The 24,799-nt window shown below is 65.4% G+C and carries 24 protein-coding genes; 13 read left to right on the top strand and 11 right to left on the bottom strand.

The genetic code is table 11. The features are described from left to right. Positions 1-105: 105 nt before the first annotated feature. Together prpF and prpD are read left to right on the top strand one after the other, a co-directional pair. Complete coding sequence (gene prpF, locus CC207_RS17170) at positions 106-1,296, top strand: 2-methylaconitate cis-trans isomerase PrpF (protein WP_088852465.1); 1,191 nt, start codon at positions 106-108, stop codon at positions 1,294-1,296. Between the two features lie 70 nt (positions 1,297-1,366). Continuing rightward, positions 1,367-2,851, top strand: a complete 1,485-nt coding sequence (prpD, locus tag CC207_RS17165) for a 2-methylcitrate dehydratase (protein ID WP_088852464.1) — start codon at positions 1,367-1,369, stop codon at positions 2,849-2,851. 143 nt (positions 2,852-2,994) lie between these two features. Here the strand turns inward: prpD and acnB are convergent, their stop codons facing one another. Continuing rightward, entirely contained in the window at positions 2,995-5,604 is a 2,610-nt protein-coding gene (acnB, locus tag CC207_RS17160) for a bifunctional aconitate hydratase 2/2-methylisocitrate dehydratase (protein WP_062359486.1), read from the bottom strand. Positions 5,605-6,013: 409 nt separating this feature from the next. On the opposite strand from acnB, the gene CC207_RS17155 reads away from it, so the two are divergent. Beyond that, positions 6,014-6,493, top strand: coding sequence for a DUF1289 domain-containing protein (locus CC207_RS17155; protein WP_028692600.1), 480 nt, complete (start codon positions 6,014-6,016; stop codon positions 6,491-6,493). Between the two features lie 60 nt (positions 6,494-6,553). On the opposite strand, the gene queD is transcribed toward CC207_RS17155, so the two are convergent. Both queD and CC207_RS17145 read right to left on the bottom strand, forming a co-directional pair. Further along, positions 6,554-6,910, bottom strand: a complete 357-nt coding sequence (gene queD / locus CC207_RS17150; RefSeq protein WP_023630589.1) for a 6-carboxytetrahydropterin synthase QueD — start codon at positions 6,908-6,910, stop codon at positions 6,554-6,556. 53 nt (positions 6,911-6,963) lie between these two features. Next, positions 6,964-8,043, bottom strand: coding sequence for a patatin-like phospholipase family protein (locus CC207_RS17145; RefSeq protein ID WP_028692599.1), 1,080 nt, complete (start codon positions 8,041-8,043; stop codon positions 6,964-6,966). Positions 8,044-8,235: 192 nt separating this feature from the next. Between CC207_RS17145 and CC207_RS17140 the strand changes: the two genes are divergently transcribed. The 5 genes from CC207_RS17140 (at position 8,236) to CC207_RS17120 (ending at position 12,261) form a co-directional block, all read left to right on the top strand. Continuing rightward, the gene (locus CC207_RS17140; RefSeq protein WP_088852463.1) at positions 8,236-8,544 is read left to right on the top strand and encodes a PepSY domain-containing protein; all 309 of its coding nucleotides are present in this window, start codon (positions 8,236-8,238) and stop codon (positions 8,542-8,544) included. Then, on the top strand, positions 8,544-8,858 hold the full coding sequence (locus tag CC207_RS17135) for a PepSY domain-containing protein (RefSeq protein ID WP_036986688.1): 315 nt from the start codon (positions 8,544-8,546) through the stop codon (positions 8,856-8,858). Before CC207_RS17140 ends, CC207_RS17135 begins: the two co-directional genes overlap by 1 nt. 1 nt (position 8,859) lies before the next feature. Further along, complete coding sequence (locus CC207_RS17130) at positions 8,860-9,528, top strand: response regulator transcription factor (protein WP_028692596.1); 669 nt, start codon at positions 8,860-8,862, stop codon at positions 9,526-9,528. Beyond that, positions 9,525-10,844, top strand: a complete 1,320-nt coding sequence (locus CC207_RS17125; protein ID WP_088852462.1) for a sensor histidine kinase — start codon at positions 9,525-9,527, stop codon at positions 10,842-10,844. The genes CC207_RS17130 and CC207_RS17125 overlap by 4 nt, the downstream gene beginning before the upstream one ends. A 259-nt stretch (positions 10,845-11,103) precedes the next feature. Then, positions 11,104-12,261, top strand: coding sequence for an HPP family protein (locus CC207_RS17120; RefSeq protein ID WP_028692594.1), 1,158 nt, complete (start codon positions 11,104-11,106; stop codon positions 12,259-12,261). Here CC207_RS17120 and CC207_RS17115 read toward each other — a convergent pair. Then, positions 12,235-13,101 carry a LysR family transcriptional regulator gene (locus CC207_RS17115; RefSeq protein ID WP_028692593.1) on the bottom strand — a complete coding sequence of 289 codons (867 nt, stop codon included), beginning with the start codon at positions 13,099-13,101 and terminating at the stop codon, positions 12,235-12,237. The two genes, CC207_RS17120 and CC207_RS17115, sit on opposite strands and share 27 nt — an antisense overlap. Positions 13,102-13,231: 130 nt before the next feature. Further along, positions 13,232-14,095: a universal stress protein gene (locus CC207_RS17110; RefSeq protein WP_028692592.1), complete on the bottom strand. Its 864-nt coding sequence runs from the start codon at positions 14,093-14,095 to the stop codon at positions 13,232-13,234. A gap of 156 nt (positions 14,096-14,251) precedes the next feature. On the opposite strand from CC207_RS17110, the gene CC207_RS17105 reads away from it, so the two are divergent. Beyond that, positions 14,252-14,869, top strand: a complete 618-nt coding sequence (locus tag CC207_RS17105) for a tRNA-(ms[2]io[6]A)-hydroxylase (protein ID WP_028692591.1) — start codon at positions 14,252-14,254, stop codon at positions 14,867-14,869. A 1-nt stretch (position 14,870) separates the two neighbouring features. Here the strand turns inward: CC207_RS17105 and CC207_RS17100 are convergent, their stop codons facing one another. Then, the gene (locus CC207_RS17100; protein ID WP_028692590.1) at positions 14,871-15,191 is read right to left on the bottom strand and encodes a YqjD family protein; all 321 of its coding nucleotides are present in this window, start codon (positions 15,189-15,191) and stop codon (positions 14,871-14,873) included. Positions 15,192-15,322: 131 nt separating this feature from the next. Between CC207_RS17100 and CC207_RS17095 the strand changes: the two genes are divergently transcribed. Further along, complete coding sequence (locus CC207_RS17095) at positions 15,323-15,586, top strand: hypothetical protein (RefSeq protein WP_088852461.1); 264 nt, start codon at positions 15,323-15,325, stop codon at positions 15,584-15,586. A 66-nt stretch (positions 15,587-15,652) separates the two neighbouring features. Next, entirely contained in the window at positions 15,653-16,594 is a 942-nt protein-coding gene (locus CC207_RS17090; protein ID WP_028692588.1) for a carbon-nitrogen hydrolase family protein, read from the top strand. A gap of 24 nt (positions 16,595-16,618) precedes the next feature. Here CC207_RS17090 and CC207_RS17085 read toward each other — a convergent pair whose 3' ends face one another. Beyond that, on the bottom strand, positions 16,619-17,089 hold the full coding sequence (locus CC207_RS17085) for an LEA type 2 family protein (protein ID WP_028692587.1): 471 nt from the start codon (positions 17,087-17,089) through the stop codon (positions 16,619-16,621). Between the two features lie 70 nt (positions 17,090-17,159). Further along, complete coding sequence (locus tag CC207_RS17080; RefSeq protein WP_028692586.1) at positions 17,160-18,065, bottom strand: LysR family transcriptional regulator; 906 nt, start codon at positions 18,063-18,065, stop codon at positions 17,160-17,162. 102 nt (positions 18,066-18,167) lie between these two features. Here CC207_RS17080 and CC207_RS17075 point away from each other — a divergent pair, with 102 nt between their 5' ends. Beyond that, complete coding sequence (locus CC207_RS17075; protein ID WP_028692585.1) at positions 18,168-19,247, top strand: extracellular solute-binding protein; 1,080 nt, start codon at positions 18,168-18,170, stop codon at positions 19,245-19,247. 23 nt (positions 19,248-19,270) lie between these two features. Beyond that, the gene (gene speB, locus CC207_RS17070; protein ID WP_028692584.1) at positions 19,271-20,233 is read left to right on the top strand and encodes an agmatinase; all 963 of its coding nucleotides are present in this window, start codon (positions 19,271-19,273) and stop codon (positions 20,231-20,233) included. 53 nt (positions 20,234-20,286) lie between these two features. Here the strand turns inward: speB and CC207_RS17065 are convergent, their stop codons facing one another. From CC207_RS17065 to glgX, 3 genes are all read right to left on the bottom strand, one after another. Beyond that, positions 20,287-21,363 carry an autotransporter outer membrane beta-barrel domain-containing protein gene (locus CC207_RS17065; RefSeq protein ID WP_062359470.1) on the bottom strand — a complete coding sequence of 359 codons (1,077 nt, stop codon included), beginning with the start codon at positions 21,361-21,363 and terminating at the stop codon, positions 20,287-20,289. 320 nt (positions 21,364-21,683) lie between these two features. Further along, on the bottom strand, positions 21,684-22,478 hold the full coding sequence (locus CC207_RS17060) for an endonuclease/exonuclease/phosphatase family protein (RefSeq protein ID WP_028692582.1): 795 nt from the start codon (positions 22,476-22,478) through the stop codon (positions 21,684-21,686). A gap of 168 nt (positions 22,479-22,646) precedes the next feature. Beyond that, the coding region (gene glgX, locus CC207_RS17055) for a glycogen debranching protein GlgX (RefSeq protein WP_088852470.1) at positions 22,647-24,799 on the bottom strand (2,153 nt) is incomplete at its 5' end.

The raw sequence follows: 24,799 nt of genomic DNA, 5'->3' as shown, positions 1-24,799 counted from the left end.
CTCCCACAACGAGCGGCGCAGTACCTGTGGGAGCGGCCATGTGTCGCGAAAGGGCAGCAGGGCAGCCCCAGGGTACTTCACCGGACTATCAGGATGCCCAAGACAATGGCTCACGTACCCCAGATCAAAATTCCCGCCACCTATATTCGCGGCGGCACCAGCAAAGGCGTGTTCTTCCGCCTCCAGGACCTGCCCGAGCAGACGCAGATTCCTGGTCCTGCCCGCGACGCCCTGCTGCTGCGGGTGATCGGCAGCCCCGACCCGTACGGCAAGCAGATCGACGGCATGGGCGGCGCCACCTCCAGCACCAGCAAGACGGTGATCCTGTCCAAGAGCATCAAGCCCGACCACGACGTCGACTACCTGTTCGGCCAGGTGTCGATCGACAAGGCCTTCGTCGACTGGAGCGGCAACTGCGGCAACCTGTCCGCCGCGGTCGGCTCGTTCGCCATCAGCAGCGGGCTGGTCGATGCCAGTCGGATTCCGCGCAATGGTATCGCCACCGTGCGGATCTGGCAGGCCAATATCGGCAAGACCATCATCGCCCATGTGCCGATCACCGAAGGCGAGGTGCAGGAAACCGGCGATTTCGAGCTCGATGGCGTGACCTTCCCGGCCGCCGAGGTGCAGCTGGAATTCCTCGATCCGGCCGCCGACGAGGGCGGTGACGGCGGGGCGATGTTCCCTACCGGCAACCTGGTCGACGACCTCGAGGTGCCGGGTGTCGGCACCTTCAAGGCGACCCTGATCAACGCCGGCATACCGACCATCTTCGTCAATGCCGCCGATATCGGCTATACCGGAACCGAGCTGCAGGACGCGATCAACGGCGATGCCGCGGCATTGCAGCGTTTCGAGATCATCCGTGCCCATGGCGCGGTGCGCATGGGGCTGATCGAGCACATCGACCAGGCCGCCGGGCGCCAGCACACGCCGAAGGTCGCGTTCGTCGCGGCGCCGACCGGCTATACCTCCTCCAGTGGCAAGGTTGTCGCAGCCGAGGACGTCGACCTGCTGGTGCGTGCGTTGTCGATGGGCAAGCTGCACCACGCGATGATGGGCACCGCGGCGGTCGCCATCGGCACCGCCGCAGCGATCCCGGGGACGCTGGTCAACCTTGCCGCCGGTGGCGGTGAACGCAGTGCCGTGCGTTTCGGTCATCCGTCCGGGACGTTGCGGGTCGGGGCCGAGGCGCGTCAGGTGGATGGGCAGTGGACCGTGACCAAGGCAATCATGAGCCGAAGCGCTCGGGTGCTGATGGAGGGCTGGGTGCGCGTGCCCGGTGATAGTTTCTAAGGCATCTAGCGTTCGGCTTTCGTTGGTTGGGGCCGCAAAGCGGCCCCGGCAATCCAGAAGGGAGCTGTATATGAGCGCAAACGTAGACCTCAACACCCGCCCCGACTACGACCAGGTCCTGCAGACCCTCGCCGACTACGTGCTTGGCTACCGCGTCGATTGCGCCGAAGCCCTGAACACCGCCCGCTATTGCCTGATGGACACCCTGGGCTGCGGCCTGCTGGCCCTGCGCTTTCCTGAATGCACCAAGCACCTAGGCCCGCTGGTCGAGGGCACCCTTGTCCCCCATGGCGCCCGCGTGCCTGGTACCAGCTATCGCCTCGATCCGGTCAAGGCCGCCTGGGACATTGGCTGCATCGTCCGCTGGCTGGACTACAACGACACCTGGCTGGCGGCGGAGTGGGGGCACCCCTCGGACAACCTCGGCGGCATCCTGGCGGTCACCGACCACCTCTCGCAAAAGCGTGTGGCCAATGGCGAGGCGCCCCTGGTCATGCGCGAGGTACTCGATGCCATGGTCATGGCCCACGAGATCCAGGGCGTGCTGGCGCTGGAGAATTCGTTCAACCGGGTCGGCCTGGATCATGTGCTGCTGGTCAAGGTCGCCTCCGCGGCGGTCTGCGCCAGGCTCATGGGCGCCAATCGCGAGCAGTTGCTGTCGGCGCTGTCCCACGCCTTCGTCGATGGCCAGGCCCTGCGCACCTACCGTCACGCGCCCAACGCCGGGTCGCGCAAGTCGTGGGCGGCGGGGGATGCCTCCAGTCGCGGCGTGCGCCTGGCCGATATTGCCCTGCGTGGCGAGATGGGCGTGCCCGGTGCGCTGACCGCCAAACAGTGGGGCTTCTACGATGTGTCGTTCAGCCACACCAACAAGGACTTGGCGCTCAAGCCCGAGCCGCTGCGTGAACTGCGCCTGCCGCAGCCGTTGGGCAGCTACGTGATGGAAAACGTGCTGTTCAAGATCAGTTTCCCCGCCGAGTTCCACGCCCAGACCGCCTGCGAGGCTGCAGTGACCCTGCACCCGCAGGTGCGCAACCGCCTGCACGAGATCGACCGGATCGTCATCACCACCCATGAGTCGGCGATCCGCATCATTTCCAAGGAGGGGCCGCTGGCCAACGCCGCCGACCGCGACCACTGCCTGCAGTACATGACCGCCGTGCCGCTGATCTTCGGTGACCTGGTGGCGGAGCACTACGAGGATGCCTTCCACGCCGCGCACCCGAGCATCGACCGCATGCGCGAGAAGATGGTGATCGTCGAGGAGCCGCGCTTCACTCGCGAGTACCTGGAGCCCGACAAGCGCTCCATCGCCAATGGCGTGCAAGTGTTCTTCAGGGATGGCTCGCACACGCCGCAGGTGGTGGTGGAGTACCCGATCGGGCATCGGCGGCGGCGGGAGGAGGGGATGCCGTTGCTCGAGGCCAAGTTCCGCGAGAACCTGGCGACGCGGTTCGCGCGGCAGCGCTGTGAGGCGATCCTGGACGTGTGCAAGGATCAGCAGGCGCTGGAGGTGATGCCGGTGCACAGGTTCGTTGATCTGTTCGTGATCTGACGACAATCGCGGGGCAAGCCCGCTCCCGCGTGGGGAAATTCATGTTGACGTGGGAGCGGGCTTGCCCCGCGACAGGATCGTAAATCCAACAAAAAAGCCCCGGTATCGCTACCGGGGCTTTCTTCTACAACGTCCTGCTCAGCTTACGCCTGAACCACCGGGATCTTGGCGTTGGCCGCCGCTTCGCGGAACTCGGCGATCTGGTCGAAGCTCAGGTAGCGGTAGACGTCGGCAGCCATGCTGTCGATGTCTTTCGCGTACTGCATGTACTCCTCGACGGTCGGCAGCTTGCCGATGATCGAAGCGACAGCAGCCAGCTCGGCCGAGGCCAGGTACACGTTGGTGGCGTCGCCCAGACGGTTCGGGAAGTTACGGGTCGAGGTGGAGACCACGGTCGAACCGGTCTGCACACGTGCCTGGTTACCCATGCAAAGCGAGCAGCCTGGCATTTCCATGCGCGCGCCAGCCTTGCCGTAGATGCCGTAGTAGCCTTCTTCGGTCAGCTGGTGGGCGTCCATCTTGGTTGGCGGAGCCAGCCACAGACGGGTCGGAATACCGCCCTTGACCTTGTCCAGCAGCTTGCCGGCAGCGCGGAAGTGACCGATGTTGGTCATGCACGAGCCGATGAACACTTCGTCGATCTTCTCGCCTTGTACCGAGGACAGCAGGCGGGCATCGTCCGGGTCGTTCGGCGCGCAGAGCACAGGCTCCTTGACGTCGGCCAGGTCGATCTCGATGATTTCGGCGTACTCGGCGTCGGCGTCGGCCGACAGCAGCTCAGGCTTGGCCAGCCAGGCTTCCATGGCCTGGGCGCGGCGCTCCAGGGTGCGGGCATCGCCGTAGCCTTCGCCGATCATCCAGCGCAGCAGGGTGATGTTGGACTGCAGGTACTCGGCGATGGCCTTCTCTGGCAGCTTGATGGTGCAACCGGCGGCGGAACGTTCGGCCGAGGCGTCGGACAGCTCGAAGGCTTGCTCGACGGTCAGCTCGTTCAGGCCTTCGATCTCGAGGATGCGGCCGGAGAAGATGTTCTTCTTGCCTTTCTTCTCGACGGTCAGCAGGCCCTTCTGGATGGCGTAGTAAGGGATCGCGTGGACCAGGTCACGCAGGGTGATGCCTGGCTGCAGTTTGCCCTTGAAGCGCACCAGCACGGATTCAGGCATGTCCAGCGGCATGACGCCGGTGGCGGCGGCGAAGGCCACCAGGCCGGAACCGGCCGGGAACGAGATGCCGATCGGGAAGCGGGTGTGCGAGTCGCCACCGGTACCCACGGTGTCAGGCATCAGCATGCGGTTCAGCCAGCTGTGGATGATGCCGTCGCCCGGGCGCAGCGACACGCCGCCACGGGTGCGGATGAAGTCTGGCAGGGTGTGGTGGGTGGTGACGTCGATCGGCTTCGGATAGGCCGCGGTGTGGCAGAACGACTGCATCACCAGGTCGGCGGAGAAGCCCAGGCACGCCAGGTCTTTCAGCTCGTCGCGGGTCATCGGGCCCGTGGTGTCCTGGGAACCGACGGTGGTCATCTTCGGCTCGCAGTAGGCACCTGGACGCACGCCCTGGCCTTCCGGCAGGCCGCAGGCGCGACCGACCATCTTCTGCGCCAGGGTGAAGCCCTTGGTCGAAGCGGCTGGCTGCTCGGGTTTCTTGAACAGGTCCGATGGGGCCTGGCCCAGTTCGGCGCGGGCCTTCTCGGTCAGGCCACGGCCGACGATCAGCGGGATACGGCCGCCGGCGCGGACTTCGTCGAGCAGTACTTCGGTCTTCAGCTCGAAGTGGGTGACCAGTTCGTCGCTGCCGTGGCGGCGCACTTCACCTTTGAACGGGTAGACGTCGATGACGTCGCCCATGGCCAGGTTGGTGCAGTCGAACTCGATCGGCAGGGCGCCGGCGTCTTCCATGGTGTTGTAGAAGATCGGGGCGATCTTGGTGCCGAAGCAGAAACCACCGGCGCGCTTGTTCGGCACGTACGGAATGTCGTCGCCGAAGAACCACAGCACCGAGTTGGTGGCGGATTTGCGCGAGGAGCCGGTGCCGACCACGTCACCGACGTAGGCAACCGGGAAGCCTTTGGCTTTCATGGCTTCGATCTGGGCCAGCGGGCCGACCGAACCTGGCTGCGAAGGCTCGATGCCGTCGCGGGCCATCTTCAGCATGGCCAGGGCGTGCAGCGGGATGTCAGGGCGCGACCAGGCGTCCGGAGCAGGGGACAGGTCGTCGGTGTTGGTTTCGCCAGGCACCTTGAACACGGTCAGGGTGTACTTGTCGGCGATCGCCGGACGGCTGGTGAACCACTCGCCGGCAGCCCAGGATTCCAGCACGGCCTTGGCGTGGGCGTTGCCCGCCTTGGCTTTTTCGGCCACATCGTGGAAGGCGTCGAACATCAGCAGGGTGTGCTTGAGCTGTTCGGCCGCGACGGCGCCCAGTTCGGCGTCGTCCAGCAGCGCGACCAGCGTCTCGATGTTGTAGCCGCCCTGCATGGTGCCCAGCAGCTCGGTGGCGTGCTTACGGTCGATCAACGGGGATTTGGCTTCACCCTTGGCGACGGCGGAGAGGAACGCGGCCTTGACGTAGGCGGCTTCGTCCACTCCTGGCGGAACGCGGTTGGTGATCAGGTCTACGAGGAAGGCTTCTTCGCCGGCCGGCGGGTTTTTCAGCAGCTCGACCAGGCCTGCAGTTTGTTCGGCGTTCAGCGGCTGGGGCACGATACCCAGAGCGGCACGCTCTTCGATGTGTTTGCGGTAGGCTTCAAGCACAGTTATTACCCTCATCAGTGGTCCCTAAAGGGAGTCCGGGACGCTCATCCAGCATTCCCATGCACCCATGCGCTCAAGACGGCTTTTTGGGCCGGCAAGCCAGGGTCGCAGAGAATCCTTACAGAAGCTGCTTTCAAAGTTTTACGCCTGTAGAACGGAAGGCTGATGAGGGGTTGGCCATGGCCATGCACGCTTGCATGGACAGGGCCAACGCCGTTCTACCGGATTAACTGTGCTCGTGACGCTTTGAAAACAGCTTCCAACGGACATTGTTGCCTTGAAAAGGCGGGATGATTCTACGGCAAAAATAAGCCGAAAGTAAGGCGGCGTAGATGACTTTAACGGGTGACCCTGGTTAGACAAAGGGCTAACATGAACCGGTGTTCCACCGCCAAGCTGTTGTTTCTACATGTCCAACCAATCCATCAAGACCCCTTGCGTCGGCCTGTGCTCCACGGTCTACGGCGACCTGGTGTGCCGCGGCTGCAAGCGCTTTCACCACGAAGTGATCCACTGGAACGGCTACGACGACGAGCAGAAGCGCGCGGTGTGGCTGCGCCTGGAGCAACTGCTGGTGCAGGTGATGATGGCCAAGCTGGAAGTGTTCGACAAAGCGCTGCTGCGCCAGCAGCTGGAGCAGCGCTCGGTCCGTTTCGTCGCGCACCAGTCCGAGTATTGCTGGGCGTATCAGCTGATCGCCCGTGGGGCGCGGATGATCCGTGACCTGGAGGCGTACGGGATGGCGCTGCTGCCGGAGTTTCGCGACTGGGAACTGCCGCAGTTGCGCGATGCCATCGACCGGGAGTTTTTCCTGTTGTCGGAGGCGCATTACCAGCGCTATATCGCGCCGAGCTTTTTGCGAGACGCCCTGGACCGCGGGCAGGGCTGAAGCTCTGGGATAACGGTGCTGGCCTCTTCGCGGGATTACCCGCGAAAAGGCCGGTGCAGATCAGTCGCCGGTGTACTCGCACCCGCTGGTGCAGGTCTCATGGATCCGCACCTTCGACAGCTCCGGCAGCAGCGGCTTGACCTGGTCCCAGATCCACTTGGCGATCACTTCGCTGGTGGGGTTTTCCAGGCCTGGAATATCGTTCAGGTAGTTGTGGTCCAACTGCTCGTAGATCGGCTTGAAGATCGCCTTGATCTCGGAGAAATCGCGGATCCAGCCGGTGTGCGGATCGAGCGGGCCGGTCAGGTGCAGGGCAACCTTGAACGAGTGGCCATGCAGGCGACCGCACTTGTGGCCGGCAGGGACGTTGGGCAGGCGGTGAGCCGATTCGAAGGTAAATTCCTTAAAGATTTCCACGCTGGCATAACTCTGTGTGAATCAACGATGCGCGCAGTCTACCAGCATGCCCGCTACAAGGCTTGCAACCGATCCTGCAACCGCCCGGTGGCGATCAGTTCCAGCAGTTCGTCGCCCAGGCGCCGGCTTTCGGCCATGGCCTGGTACCAGTAGCGCCTGCGGCCCGACGCATCGCCCATGAAACGCTTGAAGTCGTTGCGGTCTGGCAGCTTGCCGTAGGGGAGGGCGGCCAGGTACTGCGGTGACGGGGTCATCAGCAGCACGTTCTGCAGGCGCGTGGCGTCGCCTTTGCGCCAGGGCAGGGCCTTGTCGAACCAGCCGGGCACCACCTTGTCGGTGAAGTGCGGGTAGAGCACCAGGTCGTCGCCCTGGTAGGGCAGGTCCAGGTGATAGTCGAGCAGGCCGCCGTCGCGGTAGGTGCCGGCCCCGGCGCCGGGGATGTCGCGCACGCCTTCCATGACCATGGGGATCGAGCCCGAGGCGAGCAGGGCGTGGCGTAGGTTGGCCAGGTCCAGCGGCAGGCTGCGCGACGGGAAGTCGGTCAGTGGCTCCAGCGGCGGCGCGGCGCGTTGGTCGTGGAGGATGACCCGCTCGAAATGCCGGCCCAGGCGCGCGCGTCCCAGCAGGTTGCTGGCGATCACCGAGGACAGGCCCATGCCCAGACGGCCGCGGTGGTCGTGGGCGAGCTGGCCATGGCTCTTCACCACCAGGATGTTCAGGCGGTAGTGCGGGTTGGCCAGGACCTGCCCGTCGCGGCCTTGCAGCAGGTCGTCGAGCATGCGCTGGCAGCTCTGGCTGATCTCTTTGGGTGTCACGCCCTTGGCGAAGTCCTGCTCGGTGTACAGCTCGCCCAGGCGGCGGATGCCGGCGACCGGATCGTCGAGGCAGGCGCTGGCGAAGCGCCAGGCACCGATCGAGGCGCCGATCAGCGCACGCTGGCGCGGCGCGCTGGTCAGCCATTCACCGAACAACGCCAGGTCCAGGCCCTGGATCCCCAGCGGCTTGGGGCCACCGGCGGCGCCCGGCAACACACCGACATCTTCGGCCCGCAGGCCGCGTTCGCGGATCTGCCGCAGGGCACGCTGGCCGGCCTTGAAGGTCAGGGCGGGGTACTTGATGTGAATCGCGCTCATGGCGGGGTCTCGGGTGGGGCAGGCGGGCAGTATAGGGGATTTGCCGGCCTTGCCGAGGTGCTCCTGCAAGGGGCTGCGCATGGGTACCAAGAGCTGCGCTATCATGCGGCCAGCTGTTTTCAGGTTGAGTTAAGGGCCGGTGGTTAATCTTAACCCCGGAGACAAATTACACATCTCGCTGGAGAGAACCTCATGAAAACTTTGACTGCCCTGTTCACCGCCGCTGCCCTCGCTTTCGGTGCCAACGTCGCCTTTGCCAAGGACGTGCAGCCCGATGAAGTGGTCAAACTGGTGAACGCCAAGACCATCAAATCGCTGGACGAACTCAAGGCCGCCGCCATCGCCAAGCACCCCGGCGCCACTGTGACCGACTCGGAGCTCGAGAACGAGTACGGTCGCTACATCTACAAGGTCGACCTGCGCGATGCCCAGAACGTCGAATGGGATGTGGATCTGGACGCCAAGACCGGTGAAGTCCTGAAGGACGAGCGAGACAACTGATGCACGCACTACCGCGAACGGCACGCTACCTGGCCTTGGCCCTGATGGTCGTGTGTTCGCTGGCCGCCGCGCGCGACCTGGATCAGGATGAAGCCCTGGCGCTTCGGCAACAGGGCATCATCCTGCCGCTCGAGCAACTGCTCGAGTCCGCCCTGGGGCGTTACCCCGGGGCGCGGCTGCTGGAGGCGGAGCTGGAAGAAAAGCACGAGCGCTACGAGTACGAGGTCGAACTGCTGACCCCGGCCGGCGTGGTACGCGAGATCAAGCTCGATGCCCGCACCGGCGAGTTGCTCAAAGACGAGGAAGACGACTGAGATGCGCCTGTTGCTTGTCGAGGACAATGTCCCCCTGGCCGATGAACTGACCGCCGCCCTGCAACGCCAGGGCTACGCCGTGGACTGGCTGGCCGATGGCCGCGACGCGGTGTACCAGGGCCAGAGCGAACCCTATGACCTGATCATCCTCGACCTCGGCCTGCCCGGTCTGCCGGGGCTCGAGGTGCTGGCGCAGTGGCGGGCGGGCGGCTTGGCCACTCCGGTGCTGATCCTCACCGCCCGCGGTTCCTGGGCCGAGCGGATCGAGGGGCTCAAGGCTGGCGCCGACGATTACCTGAGCAAGCCCTTCCACCCCGAGGAGCTGCAACTGCGCATCCAGGCCCTGCTGCGCCGGGCCAAGGGGGTGGCCAACCAGCCGAAGCTGGAAGCGGCCGGCCTGCACCTGGACGAATCGCGCCAGTGCGTGAGCCGCGAAGGCGTCGATGTCCAGCTCACCGCCGCCGAGTTCCGCCTGCTGCGCTACTTCATGCTGCACCCGGGGCAGGTGCTGTCCAAGAGCCACCTGGCCGAGCACCTGTATGACGGTGAAACCGAGCGCGATTCCAATGTGCTGGAAGTTCACGTCAACCATCTGCGGCGCAAGCTTGGGCGCAGCGTGATCGAGACCCGTCGCGGTCAGGGCTACGTGTACGCCGGGAGCACCGCGTGAAGTCGATCCAGGCGCGCCTGAGCCTGGGCCTGGTGGCGGTGCTGGTGGTGGTGGGGCTGGTCCTGGCGCAGTTGACCCTGTGGCTGTTCGAAGCCGGCCTGCAGCGCTACCTGGAAGCCGGCCTGCGCAAGGAAAGCGAGAACCTGCTGGTGGCGCTGGTGCGCGGCCCGTCCGGTTTGCAACTGGACGAGCGACGGCTGTCGGCGGCCTACCAGCAGCCATTCTCGGGCTACTACTTTCGCATCGATTTCGACCAGGGCACCTGGCGCTCGCGTTCGTTGTGGGACATGGACATGCCCAAGCCCGGCAAGCCGGGGCTGGACGATGGTCACAAGCTGGGGCCCGAGGGCCAGCAGCTGCTGGCCTATCGCGGCGATTACCGGCGCCTGGGGCAGGACATCTCGATCAGCGTGGCCCAGGACTATTCGCCGGTGCGCGAGGGCTTTCGGCGCATGCAGCAGATCGGCCTGGGCCTGGGCCTGGTGGCGCTGCTGCTGGTGCTGGTGCTGCAGCGCATCACCGTGACCCGTTCGCTGCGTCCACTGGAACGGGCGCGTCAGCAGATCGCCCAGTTGCAGCAGGGCCAGCGCTCGCAACTGGACGCCGAGGTGCCCAGCGAGCTGCAACCGCTGGTGGACCAGATCAACCACCTGCTGGCCCACACCGAGGACAGTTTGCGCCGCTCGCGCAATGCCCTGGGCAACCTCGGCCATGCCTTGAAGACACCGTTGGCGGTCCTGCTCAGCCTGGCCGCCAGCGAGCGCCTCCAAGGATTGCCTGAGGTACGTGCGCAGATGCGCGAGCAACTCGAGCAGATCCAGCAGCGCCTGGCCCGCGAGCTCAACCGCGCGCGCCTGGCCGGCGATGCGCTGCCGGGGGCGCAGTTCGACTGCGACGCTGAGTTGCCCGGGCTGCTGGCGACGCTGGGCATGATCCATGGCGAGGGCCTGCTGCTCGAGCGCGATGTACCGCCCGGGTTGTTGTTGCCTTGGGACCGCGAAGACCTGCTGGAACTGCTCGGCAACCTGCTGGACAACGCCTGCAAATGGGCCGACAGCGAGGTGCGCCTGGGTATCGCGCCGACCGCCGAGGGTTACCGGCTGTGGGTGGACGACGATGGCCCGGGCATCCCCGAGACGCAGCGCCTGCAGGTGCTTGAACGCGGTTCGCGGCTGGACGAGCAGGTCGATGGCCATGGCCTGGGGCTGGGCATCGTGCGCGATATCGTCGAGGCCTGGGGCGGGCGGATTGCGCTGCTGGAAAGCCCCCAGGGCGGGTTGCGGGTCAGCATTGACCTGCCGCGCAAGGGGCGTTGATCGGCGAGGCCGTTCCCACAGGGATGGCGTATGCCTTGAAGAAAGGCGGATCAACCCTGCAAAAAAATTGCAGTACAGCCGCAGTTTTTTGAATTGGCCCATGGCCACCCGCGCCCGGCACAATCATTCCCCACGAAACCCTGCGGTTTCCATCTCTCCATGGACGGAGCCCCTTGCGCGATTGCACTGCGCAACACAGGGCCCAGGCCGGTCGCGCTGGGCTTTCTTTTTCGCACAAGAACACGATCCGAATACCTCGATGCCTGCCTCGCGTCCCCAATCCCGCTTGCAGCGCCTGCTCCCGGCGCCCCTGAACATTCCTCGCAAAGAGTGGTTGCGCGCTGGCTTCGGCGCGCTGCTGGGCCTGTTTCTCGCCGGCTACTTGTGCAGCCTGGCCTACGGCCCGTCCATCGCCCTGCACCTGCTCGGGCCGCTGGCGGCCTCGGCGGTGCTGGTGTTCGCCGTGCACTCCGGGCCCCTGGCCCAGCCCTGGCCGGTGCTGGGCAGTTATGCCCTGGCTGGCGTGGTGGGCCTGGCCATGCGCCACGGTTTCGGTGATGGCCTGTGGGTGGCGGCGGCGGCGCTGGGTGTCGCGATCCTGGCGATGTGCCTGCTGCGCTGCCTGCACCCGCCTGGTGGCGGCGTGGCGGTGAGCGCGGTGCTGGCCGATCCGGGCCTTGTGGCCATGGGGGACCATCTGCTCGAACCGGTGCTGCTCAACGCGCTGGTGCTGGTGGCGGTGGCGGTGCTGTACAACCGCCTGACCGGCGTGCGCTATCCCAAGAATGCGGCGCCGCGCAAGGACCCGCACCATACCCACGATCCCCTGCCGGGCGAACGGGTCGGTATCCGGGGCGAAGACCTGGACCAGGCCCTGGCAGAGATTGGCGAGTTCGTCGATGTCACCCGCGATGAGCTGGAACGCATCATCCTGGCCACCGAGCAGCATGCCCTGCAGCGCAGCCTGGGCGGCATCACCGCGTGCTTGGTGATGTCCCGCGATATTCAGGCCGCCACTCCGGCCACCACCTTGGAGCAGGCTTGGCGGATGCTGGCCGATCACCACCTGAAGACCTTGCCGGTGCTGGAAGATGGCCACCTGGTCGGCATGGTCAGCCTCAGCGACCTGGTCGGCGCGGCCATGGCCCGTGGGCGATTCAGCTGGCGTGGCCTGTTCCGTCGCCAGCCCGTGCGTCTGGAACAGGTGATGAGTCGCCGGGTGGTCAGTGTCGACTGCGGGCAGCCCCTGGAGCGCTTGTTGCCGTTGCTCGGCGAGCAAGGCTTGCACTGCCTGCCGGTGCTCGACGGCGAGCGTCTGGTGGGGGTGATCACCCAGACCGACCTGATCGCCGGCCTCAAGCGACACCTGCTTAGCGCCGCCGCGTCGGGCTCAGATCAACGGATCCCAGCGTTGTGACCAGTCGCTTTCGCCAGCGGCCACCAGCCGGCGCAGCACGTTGAAGGCCTGCTGCAAAGCCTCGCTGTCGCGCTCGCGGGCATGCACCAGGAAGGTCGGGTAGGTGAACTCCGGCGCCTGGGGCACGCGCTCGAACACGCCGTTCTGCAGGTAGGCCTGCACCACGCGCGTACGGAAATAGCCACTGCCGCCACGGTCGAGGATGAACTGCAGAGCCAGCGGCCCAAGGTTGAAGCTCAGGGCCGGGCGTGACAGCTCGGGCAGGGCCGCATCGTGCTGGCGACGGAAGGCCTCGCCCCAGTCGATGTAGACATAGGGATCGGGCGCATCGGCCCGACGCACGCGGATCAGCTTCTCTTCCATCAACTGCTCGACCTGCAGGCCCGGACCATAGGTCGGCTGGTAGACCAGCGCGGCGTCGAGCAGGCCCATCTGCACCTTGCGCAGCAGCGATTCGCCGTCGCTGACCTCGCTGCGGATGGCGTGGCTGGGCAGCTCGTGATGCAGGGCGCTGACCCAGTCGAGCAGCATCGGATTGCCCAGGCTCACTTCGGCGCCCACGTGCAGCACCTGTTGGCAGCCCTGGGGCAGCGGCAGGTCACGGCGTGCTGCTTCCCAGGTCTGCACCAGCTGGTTGGCATAGGGGACGAACGCCTCGCCGTCGCTGGTGAGGCTGGCGCCATTGCGGCTGCGCACGAACAGCTGGCAGCCCAGTTGCTGCTCCAGGCGCTGGACCCGGGCGGTGATCGCGGTCTGCGACACGAACAGGCGTTCGGCGGCGGCGACCAGGCTGCCGCAGCGGACAATTTCCAGGAAGGTACGGGCCTGATCGATGTCCATGGGAAGGTTCTGTGGCTGGAGAGACCGCCCATTCTAGTGACTTTGCACCGAGATGGGGCGACCGATGCCTGGATGACTGCGCATGCCAGGCATTTCGCCACTACCCTGGAGGCTTCTGCCCGAAGCGGGTCTAGCCCCGCGCCAGCTCGGCCAGGTGCGACTTGGCCTCCTCGCTCTTGAGCACCAGTACATCGCTTTCCAGCGAGTCCAGCACGACCTCCGCGGTGTTACCGATCAAGGCCCCCGAGATACCTGTTCGTGCCACGGTGCCGATAATGGTCACCACGGCATCGAGCTTCTTCTCGGTATGGGGAATCAACACATCCGCCGGCCCCTCGGCGATATGCAGTCGGTCATCGGTAATATCGAACTCCGCCTGGAACGCCAGGCATGCCTCACGATAGCGTTTCTCGATGGTCTCCGTCAGCTGGTAGACCGGGTCGGACGCCGACAGCATGGGCGAGGGGTGGGCACTGATCACGTGCAGTTCGCCCTTGGCCAGGCTGGCAATGTCATAGCCATGGTCGATGATGCTGGCATGCAGCAGGCGATGGGCTTCATCCTGGTTGCCGACATCCACGGCCGCCAGGATCTTGCCCCCCGTCCATGGCCGCTCGCTTTTGACCATCAGCACCGCGCACGGGCACTCGCGCAGCAGTTTCCAGTCGCTGGGGGTGAGCAAGGCCTTGCGCAGCGGATTGTCCGGCCGGTGCTCCTTGATCACCAGTTCGCAGCCTTCGGCTTGCTGCACATGGATGATCGACTTGTGCAGGTTGTCCTTCCAGTGCTGCTCGTGGGTGACACTGTCGTAACCGTCGTCATGCAATTGGCTGCTGAGCAGGCTGAGCAGCGCGTCATGATCCTGTTTCTTGTCGCACATCAGCAGGTGCAGGCGCGCGCCGGTCACCCCCGCGATCAGCTTGGCCCGTGTCAGGGCACGGCTGTGGGCGTGCTCGGGGTCGAGGACGACAAGAATGCTGCGTACGGCTTGCATGGGCGTGAACTCCGTTCAGAATGGCGGCCAATGCCTGACTATAGACGGCGCCGCTGCCGCCGCCGCTTGATATGTATCAAGCATAGTCACTGGTGCTCGACGCGGTCGCCGGTATAATCGCCGGTCCTGCCGATGTCCTGTGTGATTGTGAGTGCCATGTCCCTGATTCCCGAAATCGACGCCTTCCTCGGTTGCCGTACCCCTGATGCCTGGATCGAGGCGGCGCTGGCCGACCAGGAGACGCTGCTGATCGATCACAAGAACTGTGAATTCAAGGCCGCCAGCACTGCGCTAAGCCTGATCGCCAAGTACAACACCCACCTGGACCTGATCAACATGATGTCGCGCCTGGCCCGCGAGGAGCTGGTGCACCACGAGCAGGTGCTGCGCCTGATGAAGCGCCGTGGCGTGCCGCTGCGTCCGGTCTCGGCCGGGCGCTATGCCTCGGGCCTGCGGCGGCTGGTGCGTGCCCATGAGCCGGTCAAGCTGGTCGATACCTTGGTGGTGGGCGCCTTCATCGAGGCGCGCAGCTGCGAGCGCTTCGCCGCCCTGGTGCCGCACCTGGATGAAGAGCTCGGCACGTTCTACCACGGCTTGCTCAAGAGCGAGGCACGGCACTATCAGGGCTATCTGAAACTGGCTCACCAGTACGGTGACGAGGCGGATATCGCCAAAGTAGTGGAGCAGGTGCGCGAGGCCGAGGCCGGGCTGATTACCTCACCCGACCAGGAACTGCGCTTCCACAGTGGGATCCCGATGGCGCAAGCCGCCTGAGCTATTGCCGGCGTCCGAGCAAGAGGCCGACCACCAGGCCGAAGCCCGCGGAGATCGCCACCGTCTGCCAGGGATGGCCGCCAATGTATTCCTGGGTCGCCTCGACCACCGGCTGCGCCTTCTCCCCCAGCCGGCCAGTGGCTTCGCGTGCCTGGCGCAGTTTCAGCCCCAGTTGCGCCCTCAGGCCCTCTGCTTCTTCCCCGACCAGCGACGCGCTGTCGCTGAGCAGTTTCTCCGACTCCTCGATCAATGCCTGCAGTTCGCTGAATACCTGATCCTTGATCTGGTCGTTGTCGGCTTGCGCGGCGGTTTTCCTGGCCATGTACACATCCTCATGAAGGGTTGGGCGTTGAACAGTGGATGCCACGGCGCCGGGAAAGTTGCAGCGGCGTACCGATGGCCCGTCGCTAAGTGTAAGATAGCGTCCATTTTCCAGCGGCAGGTAATACCCCCATGAGTTTCAATCTGGCCAACATGAGCTTCCAGGAACGGGCGCAGATCGAGGCAGAGAAGGCGCGTTTGTTCGAGTACTGGCAGAACAACCTGGCCAAGGCCAAGGGCGAGGCCGCGCGGCTGATCGCGGAGAAACCGCGGCGCAAGGGCAAGTGGGCCGAATGGGTGCGCGCCGAACTCGACTGCATGTCGCCAGTGGAGTTCAACCAGCTGGTACGCAGTGAAGTGAACAAGATGATGGCCGCCGCCAGCGCCAACCGCTGAGTCAGGCGAACACTTGCGCTGAGGCGGCGCGCACCTTTCGGCTTTCTTCTGACAGGAGTCTCCAAGATGCCAAGATCCATCGTTGCCGCCTTGCAGATCGGTTCGCTGCCGGCGGGCAAGGCCGCTACCCTGGCGCAGATCCTCGACTACGAGCAGGCCATCCGCGAGGCCGGCGCCAGCCTGGTGGTGATGCCCGAGGCGTTGCTCGGCGGTTATCCGAAAGGCGAGGGGTTTGGCACCCAGCTCGGTTATCGCCTGCCTGAAGGGCGCGAAGCCTTCGCCCGCTATTTCGCCAACGCCATCGATGTACCGGGCGTCGAGACCGAAGCGCTGGCCGGGTTGGCGGCACGGACCGGCGCGAGCCTGGTGCTCGGGGTGATCGAGCGCAGCGGCAACACCCTGTACTGCACCGTGCTGTTCTTCGAGCCCGTGGGCGGTCTTGTGGCCAAGCACCGCAAGCTGATGCCCACCGGCACCGAGCGGCTGATCTGGGGCAAGGGTGACGGCTCCACGCTACCGGTGGTGGAGGGCCGCGCCGGGCGCATCGGCGCGGCGGTGTGCTGGGAGAACTACATGCCGCTGCTGCGCACCGCGATGTACGCCAAGGGCGTGCAACTGTGGTGCGCGCCGACGGTGGATGAGCGCGAACTGTGGCAGATCAGCATGCGCCACATCGCCGCCGAAGGGCGTTGTTTCGTCATCAGCGCCTGCCAGGTGCAGGATTCTCCGGCGGCGCTGGGTCTTGAGGTGGCCAACTGGCCGGCCGAGCGGCCGTTGATCAACGGTGGCAGCGTGATCGTCGGCCCCCTCGGCGAGGTGCTGGCCGGGCCGCTGGTGGGCGAGCGCGGCCTGCTCTGCGCCGAAATCGATACCGACGAGCTGGTGCGTGCGCGCTACGACTTCGATGTGGTCGGCCACTATGCGCGGCCGGACGTGTTCGAGCTCAGCGTGGACGAGCGTCCGCGTCCCGGCGTGCGCTTTGTCGGTCAAGCCACTGCTGGCAAGTGATCGTTCGTTTGCTCGACAACAGGTTCACCATCCGGCGCTTGTGGCTGCGGGCAGGTCCAGTTTGCCTTTGTCGGTGAAGCGTACGGTGCCCAGCGGGCCGCTTGCCAGTTTGCCGCGCAATACATAGGGCAGGCCCTGCAGGGACTCCACCCGGCTCAGGCCATAGGCCTGGCGCAGAAAGGCAAAGGCGGTGATGCTCACCGGCACCACGATCACCGCTTCGTCGTAGCGGCCAATATGCCCGCGCTGGTCGCTCACCCCGGCGGCCAGGGGCTGGTCGTTGACTTCCAGGTTGAGGGCGATGCCATTGAAGTCCACGGGGGTTTCGTTGGGGTTCTGCACGCGGATCTTCACCGCCATGCGCAGCTCCAGATCCTGGCCGGGCAGAGGATCGATACCGATCACGCTGATGTTCAGCGGATCACGCGCCTGGAACAGGGCGCAGGCACTCAGGCCAAGGGTCAGCAGCAGGATCAGACAGACGCGGGCATGCATGGTGATCGGGACCTCGGGGCACGGGCGAGTCCGCAGTGTGGCAAATGCGCGGCGGCGAGGAAAGCGGGGCTCAGTGCGTTCCCTGTTCGACAAAGACACGGTGCAGATCCTCCATGAACGCCTGCTGCGCCTCACCGGGCTCCTGCCCACGGTGCCGCGCCAAGGTAAACGGCACCACGAAATCCAGTGTCGGGTCCAGTGCCCGCAACAGTCCCTGGGCTTCCCAGGGCGCGGCGCAGTGGCAGGGCAGGTAGCCGATATGCTGGCCTGACAGGATCAGGGTCAGCGCGCTGTCGATCTGCTCCGCCACCGCCAGGCTGTGGCGGCTCTGGAAGGGTTCACCTTGCTTGAGAAAACGATAGGGATGACAGACCTGGTCGGCCTCCAGCAAGTGCTCGCGACTGACCAGGGACCGGTCGAACAGTTCATGCCCCAGGCCACAGTAGAGTCGCTGGCGTTCCTCGAACAACGGCAGGTAATCGAACGCCGCCTGGTTGCCGGAAAAGTAGCTGATGGCGCAATCCAGGCGCTGCTCCAGCAACAGCCGCTCAAGCTCGGCGGGTGGCGCACTGGTCAATTCAAGGCGCACCTGCTCGTCGCGTTGACGGAACCGGGCGATGGCCCGGGCCAGGCGCAAGGTGACCTCGCGGTCCTGGTTCTCGGCCAGGCCGATGCGCAGCGTGCCGAGCAAACGCCCGGCCACGCCGTTGGCCTGTTGGCGAAACTGTTCGATCTGCAGCAGCAGGCCGCGGGTCGCCTGGAGCAGCAGCTCGCCTTTCTCGGTCAGCCGGAAGCCGCCCTTGCCACGGCTGCACAGGCGATAACCCAGGCGGGTCTCGAGCCTGGCCATTTGCTGGCTGATGCTGGGCTGGCTGAGCCCCAGCACGCCCTGGGCGGCGCTGAAGCCGCCGGCCTCGACTACAGTGACGAACAGCCGCAGCAGGTGCAGGTCGGGGTCGTGCAATTGTCCGAGCATTACATTGATCCTGGTGAATGTCAGCTTTGAATAGTTGTCATTTTTACAATGTAACCCGGCAGGCATGCTGGCGGCATCCACCCCCAAGCCGAGGTGCCCGCCATGCGTCGAACGTTGTGCCTGCTTTCATTGCTGATCGCCCTGCCACTGCAGGCCGAGGAGAAGGTCGTCAACCTGTACAGCTGGGCCGATTATGTCGCCCCGCAAACCCTGGCGCGGTTCGAGCAGGAGACCGGCTACAAGGTCCGCTACGACACCTTCGACACCACCGAGGTGCTGGAAACCAAGCTGCTCACCGGCGGCAGTGGCTACGACGTGGTGGTGCCGTCGGCCACGGTGCTGGCCCGGGCACTCAAGGCCGGTGCCCTGCAGCCGCTCGATGCCCAGGCGCTGCCCGGCTATGCCAACCTTGACCCGGACCTGCTGACCAAGCTGGCCGAGGCAGATCCCGGCAACCGCCATGCCGTGCCGTACACCTGGGGCACGCTGGGTCTGGGGGTGAATGTCGAGGCCGTGCGCCAGCGCCTCGGTGACGTGCCGCTGGACAGCCTCGACTTGCTGTTCAAGCCCGAATACGCCAGTCGCCTGAAGGACTGCGGGATCGCCATGCCGGACTCGCCCCAGGAGGTGATCGGGGTGACCCTCAACTACCTGGGCAAGGACCCGTACAGCCAGAGCAAGGCCGACCTGGACGCCGCCCAGGCGTTGTTGCAGCAGTTGCAGCCATCGATCAGCTACGTGGCCAACGGTCGCCAGATCAACGACCTGGCCAACGGCAGCGTGTGCCTGGCGCTGACCTACAACGGCGATGCGGCCATGGCCGCCGACCAGGCCCGACGCGCCGGCAAGCCGTTCGAGCTGATCTACCGCATTCCCCGCGAGGGCACGCTGGTCTGGCAGGACAACCTGGTGATCCCCAAGGACGCGCCGCACCCCGAGGCGGCCCGCGCCTTCATCGCCTTCATGCTGCGCCCCGAGTCGGTGGCGGCACTGACCAACACGCTGTTCTTCGCCAACGCCAACCAGGCCGCCACGCCGCTGGTGGACGCGGCAATCCGCAATGACCCGGACATCTACCCATCGGCCGAGGTGCGCCAGCGCCTGTTTGCCGACCGCAGCATGGCGTTGTCCGACCTGCGCCAGCGCAACCGCCTGTGGACCACCTTCCGCAGCCGCCAGTGAACAACAACGACAGGAGACAGACCGTGGACCTCGCCCAGGACAACGACCAGGCCATGACCCGTGACAGCCTCTACGGCACCGCCGCCGAGAGCACCTACGCCGGTATTACCAGTTTTTCCCGGCGCCGCTACAGCCGCGACCTGCGCGGTGTCGACGTGGTGGTCAACGGGGTGCCGTTCGACACCGCCACCAGCAACCGCCCCGGCGCGCGCTTCGGCCCGCGGGCGATCCGCGCCGCCTCGGTGCAGCAGGCGTGGGCCCGCCACTGGCCCTGGACGTTCGACCCGTTCGATCACCTGGCGGTGATCGACTACGGTGACTGCGCGTTCGACAGCGGCACGCCAGCCTCGGTGCCGGACAGCATCGAGGCACACGCCGAGCACATCCTCGGGGCCGGCTGCGCCATGCTCACCCTCGGTGGCGACCACTTCATCAGCTACCCGCTGCTCAAGGCTCATGCCCGCCAGCACGGTCCGCTGGCGCTGATCCACTTCGACGCCCACAGCGACACCTGGCCGGACGAGGAGGGCAAGCGCATCGATCACGGCACCATGTTCTGGCACGCGGCGCGCGAAGGCCTGGTGGACCCGGCGCATTCGGTGCAGATCGGCTTGCGCACCACCAATGACGACAGCCAGGGCTTCGCCATCCTCGATGCCCGTCAGGTGCATCGCCAGGGCACCGAGGCGATCATCGCCGCGATCCGTCAGCGGGTGGGGGACAGGCCGGTCTACCTGACCTTCGATATCGACTGCCTGGATCCGGCCTTCGCGCCTGGCACCGGCACGCCGGTATGCGGCGGGCTGAGCACGGTGCAGGCACTGGAAATTCTCGGCGGCTTGCGCGGGATCAACCTGGTGGGGATGGACCTGGTGGAGGTGGCGCCGGCCTATGACCATGCCGATATCACCGCGCTGGCCGGGGCAACGCTGGCGATGGAGATGCTGTGCCTGTATGCGGCGCGGCACAAGGTGGACCAGGCCTGATCGACAACGCGACGCACGGCCTCATCGCAAACCGGCGATGAGGCCGAACCCGTCTACCAGCGCATTCTCACGCCAAGGCTGCCGATCAAGCCGTTGAGGTCGTTGTCATCCACGTCGGAGCTGTAGTCGGCGCTGACGAACAGCGCCACGTTCGGCGTCACCCGGGCCACCAGGCCCAAGCCCAGTTCCACCGTGGTGGCGCTGCGCGAACTGGAGATCTTGTCGACCTGGTCGAGCTTCACCGAATCGGCATTGCTGAAGTCGTACCAGACGTTGGTGCGCACATAGGGTTCGATGGGCATGCCGCGCACTTCGTAGCGCGCCGACAGCTTGGCACCGACCCGGCCACTCCAGCTGGGCTGGCTGTCGAAGGCCTGCAGGGTTTCCTCCTGTACCTGGCTACCCGGGAAGAACTGCTGGTTGATCAACTGCGCCTGGGGCTCGATCACCCAGCCGGCGCCCAGGCCGATGGGATAGCCGCCTTGCACCGAGAGCGTCATGGCATGACCACTGTCGTCGACGCGCTGCCCCGCCTGTGAGCGGCCGTTGACATCGATGCGTGTGCCCATGGCCAGTGCATCCACGTGCCAGCCCTGTTCATGGGTCATGCTCCAGTACACCCCGAGGCTCTCGCCACTGAGGTTTACCGCGTCACGCTGCTTGTCGCCCAGCAGCGGGCGCATGCCGTTGAAGCTGCTCTGCAGGTTGTTGTGACCGACGAAGATCCCCGCGCGGTGCACGTTGCCGCCGCTGGTTTCACGCACGAACAGGTCCGGGCCGATCAGCATCTGCTGGCTGGGTGCCTCCACCTGCGCTGGCGGCTGGGCGCCCGGGCGCGGCGTGCCGGGGAAGAACTGCGCCCACTGGCTGGCGATAGGGTTGGTGTCGGGCTGGCCATGACGTTCATCCATGCGCTCGGAGAAGGCGCTGAGCAGGCCCTGGTTGAGGCCGCTGACGCTGACCGGATCGAGCGACAATCGCGGCACCTCGGGCTGCGCCAGGACGGGGGCGAAGGGTTCGCCCTCCTGGGTTTCGAAGGCGAAGGTTTCCACCGGGGTTGCCAAGAGCAGCGACGTGGAAACCGCACAGAAAAAAGCGTCGAAGCGCGAAGGATTCGAGGTGCTTTTCATGGCGGATCTCCTGTTGGTGTGTGAAGTGAACAGCCCAAGACCTGGCCTGATGTCACGTGCTGTACGACAAGAACAGGGGCGACACGAACCAGCGCACCAACCTTCTGGAGAGCGCACGAAGGCGCGCGCTAGAGGCCCGGCACGAGTTTTTACGTCTGGTGATTACTGTTCAGCTAAGGAGAGGACAGCGCTTGCGTCAAGAAAGCGTGAATGGATTGCAAAATTACTGTTTGACAGCTCAACCTATTGAATTTATGTGATTTTTAAGCGTGCATATCGAAAATGGTGATTTGCCGTGCGGCGGCTATGCCGAATCGTTGCTACAACCGCACTTCCACTGCCAGCGGCAGATGGTCGGAGAGGTGGGTCCAGGGTTTGTTGCCAAGGATTCTCGGTGCGTGGCTTTCGGCGTTGCGCAGGTAGATACGGTCCAGGCGCAGCAGCGGCAGGCGCGCGGGGTAGGTGCGGGCCAGCAGGCCATGGTGGCGCTCGAAGGCCTCGTGCAGACCATGCTGCAGCCCCAGGGTGTGGTTGCCGCGCAGCCGCCAGTCGTTGAAATCGCCGGCGATGATCACCGGAGCGTCGGCGGGCAGGGCGTCGAGCAGCCGGCGCAGCAGGTGCAGCTGTTGCTGGCGGTGGCGCTCGAGCAACGACAGGTGCACGCAGATGGCATGCACCTGGCGCCGCCCGGGTACGTCCAGCACGCAATGCAGCAGGCCGCGGCGCTCGGGGCCGGTGATCGACACGTCAAGGTTGCGGTGCTCGATGATCGGGTACTTGGACAGCAGCGCATTGCCGTGGTGGCCGTCGGGGTAGACCGCGTTGCGGCCATAGGCGAAGTCGCTCCACATGCTGTCGGCGAGGAATTCGTACTGCGAGGTCCGCGGCCAGCCGGGGTAGCGCGCGGCGTGGCGGTCATGGCTGCCGAGCACCTCCTGGAGGAACACGATGTCGGCCCCGGTGCTGCGCACCGCCTCGCGCAGCTCTGGCAGGATGAAGCGTCGGTTGAAGGCGGTGAAGCCCTTGTGGGTGTTGACCGTCAGTACCTTGACCCGGTGCACGGCCGGCGCCTGGTTGACGTTGGCGAAACCTGGACTGCCGGCTTCGAGGTTCACGGGTGCTCCTGGCTGACGGGGCCGCTTTGCGGCCCATCGCGACACAAGGCCGCTCCCAAAGGAGATCGCGGCCTCTGTGGGAGCGGCCTTGTGTCGCGATGGGCTGCGCAGCAACCCCAGATTTTTACTGACACAACACAGTCTAGGACAGGCCTTCCCCTTTGGGGTTCAGTCCTCCTCGCGCTGCAGCACCAGCAACAGCAATGACCGTCCAGTGACCTCGAACACCGTGTCGAACGCCAGGTGCTGCGGCTTGCGCAACTCGGGCCGGTCGGTGTCCACCAGGCAGCTCCAGTAGTCGCCCTCCGGCACCGCCGGCAGGGTGAACGGCACCACGTCGTGGTAGGCATTGACGATCAGCAGCATGGTCGCCTCGGCGCCCGGCCGGGCAATGCCGCTGACCTGGGCGCGACCGTCCATCAGCATGCCCAGGCAGCGCCCGTGCGGGTCTTCCCACTGTTCGACGGTCATCTCGCTGGCGTCCGGGGCCAGCCAGGTGACGTCCTTGACGCCAATCGCCTCGTTGTAGTCGCCGACCAGGAAGCGCGAGCGCCTCAGGATCGGATAGGCCAGGCGCAGCCGGGTCAGGCGCTTGACGAAGGCCATCAGCGCCTGGCCGTCCTCGTCCAGGTCCCAGTTCACCCAGCCGATCTCGCTGTCCTGGCAGTAGGCGTTATTGTTGCCGTGCTGGGTGCGGCTGAATTCGTCGCCGGCGACGATCATCGGCGTGCCCTGGGCCAGCAGCAGGGTGGCGAAGAAGTTGCGCATCTGGCGCATGCGCAGGGCGTTGATCGCCGGGTCGTCGGTGGGGCCTTCGACGCCGCAGTTCCACGATAGGTTGTTGTCGGTGCCGTCCTGGTTGTTCTCGTCGTTGTCCTCATTGTGCTTGTCGTTGTACGACACCAGGTCGCGCAACGTGAAACCGTCGTGGGCGGTGACGAAGTTGACCGAGGCGTAGGGGCGTCGACCACGGTTGTTGAACAGGTCGCCCGAGGCGGTCATGCGCGAGGCGAAGTCGGCAAGCATGCTTTCGTCGCCCTTCCAGAAGCTGCGCACGGTGTCGCGGAAGCGATCATTCCACTCGGCCCAGCCAGGGGCGAAGTTGCCTACCTGGTAGCCGCCCGGGCCGCAGTCCCAGGGTTCGGCGATCAGCTTGGTCTGGCTGAGCATAGGATCCTGGCGACAGGCGACGAGGAAGCCGTGGCGCTCGCTGTAGCCGTCGTGATAGCGGCCGAGGATGGTCGCCAGGTCGAAGCGAAAGCCATCCACGTGCATCTCGCCGGCCCAGTAGCGCAGCGAGTCGGTGACCAGTTGCAGCACCCGTGGATGGCTCATGTCGAGGGTATTGCCGGTGCCCGAATCGTTAATGTAGAAGCGCCGGTCGTCGGGCATCAAACGATAGTACGAGGCGTTGTCGATGCCGCGCATTGACAGGGTCGGTCCGCGCTCGTTGCCTTCGGCGGTGTGGTTGTAGACCACGTCGAGAATCACCTCGAGCCCGGCGTCGTGCAGGTGCGCAACCATCTCCTTGAACTCGGCGATCTTGCCGCTGGCCAGGTAGCGCGGATGGGGGGCAAAGAAGGCGATGCTGTTGTAGCCCCAGTAGTTGTTCAGGCCCTTGTCCAGCAGGTGCTGGTCGTTGACGAAGGCGTGGATCGGCAGCAGCTCGATGCTCGATACGCCAAGTTCCTTGATATGCGCCAGCAGCTCGTCGTTGGCCAGCCCGGCGAAGGTGCCGCGCAGGTGCTCGGGCACCGCCGGGTGGCGCATGCTGATGCCGCGGGTGTGGGCTTCATAGATGATGGTGCGCTCCCACGGGATCGACACGCGCTGGTCGCGACCCCAGGTGAAGGCCGGGTCGATGACCTTGCACTTGGGCACGAATGCCGCGCTGTCCCGCTCATCGAACGACAGGTCGGCATCGGGGTGGCCGATGGTGTAGCCGAACAGCGCCTCGGACCATTTCAGCGAGCCGACCAGCTGCTTGGCGTAGGGGTCGATCAGCAGTTTGTTGGGGTTGAAACGGTGGCCGTTCTCGGGGTCGTACGGGCCGTGCACACGGTAGCCGTAGACCAGGCCAGGGTGGGCGTCCGGCAAGTAGCCGTGATAGATCTCGTCGGTGTACTCGGGCAGTTCTATGCGCTCTATTTCCTGCTCGCCGCTGGCGTCGAACAGGCACAGCTCGACCTTGGTGGCGTTGGCCGAGAAAAGCGCGAAGTTGACCCCCAGGCCGTCCCAGGTGGCGCCGAGCGGAAAGGGCAGGCCTTCGCGAATGCGCGACGGGGCGACGGAGCGGGTCTTCTTCGGGGTGCGGGGGCTCA

It is taken from the genome of Pseudomonas sp. DrBHI1, from assembly GCF_002205115.1.
Lineage (GTDB): Bacteria > Pseudomonadota > Gammaproteobacteria > Pseudomonadales > Pseudomonadaceae > Aquipseudomonas > Aquipseudomonas mosselii.
This window is presented reverse-complemented; position numbering and strand designations above follow the sequence as displayed.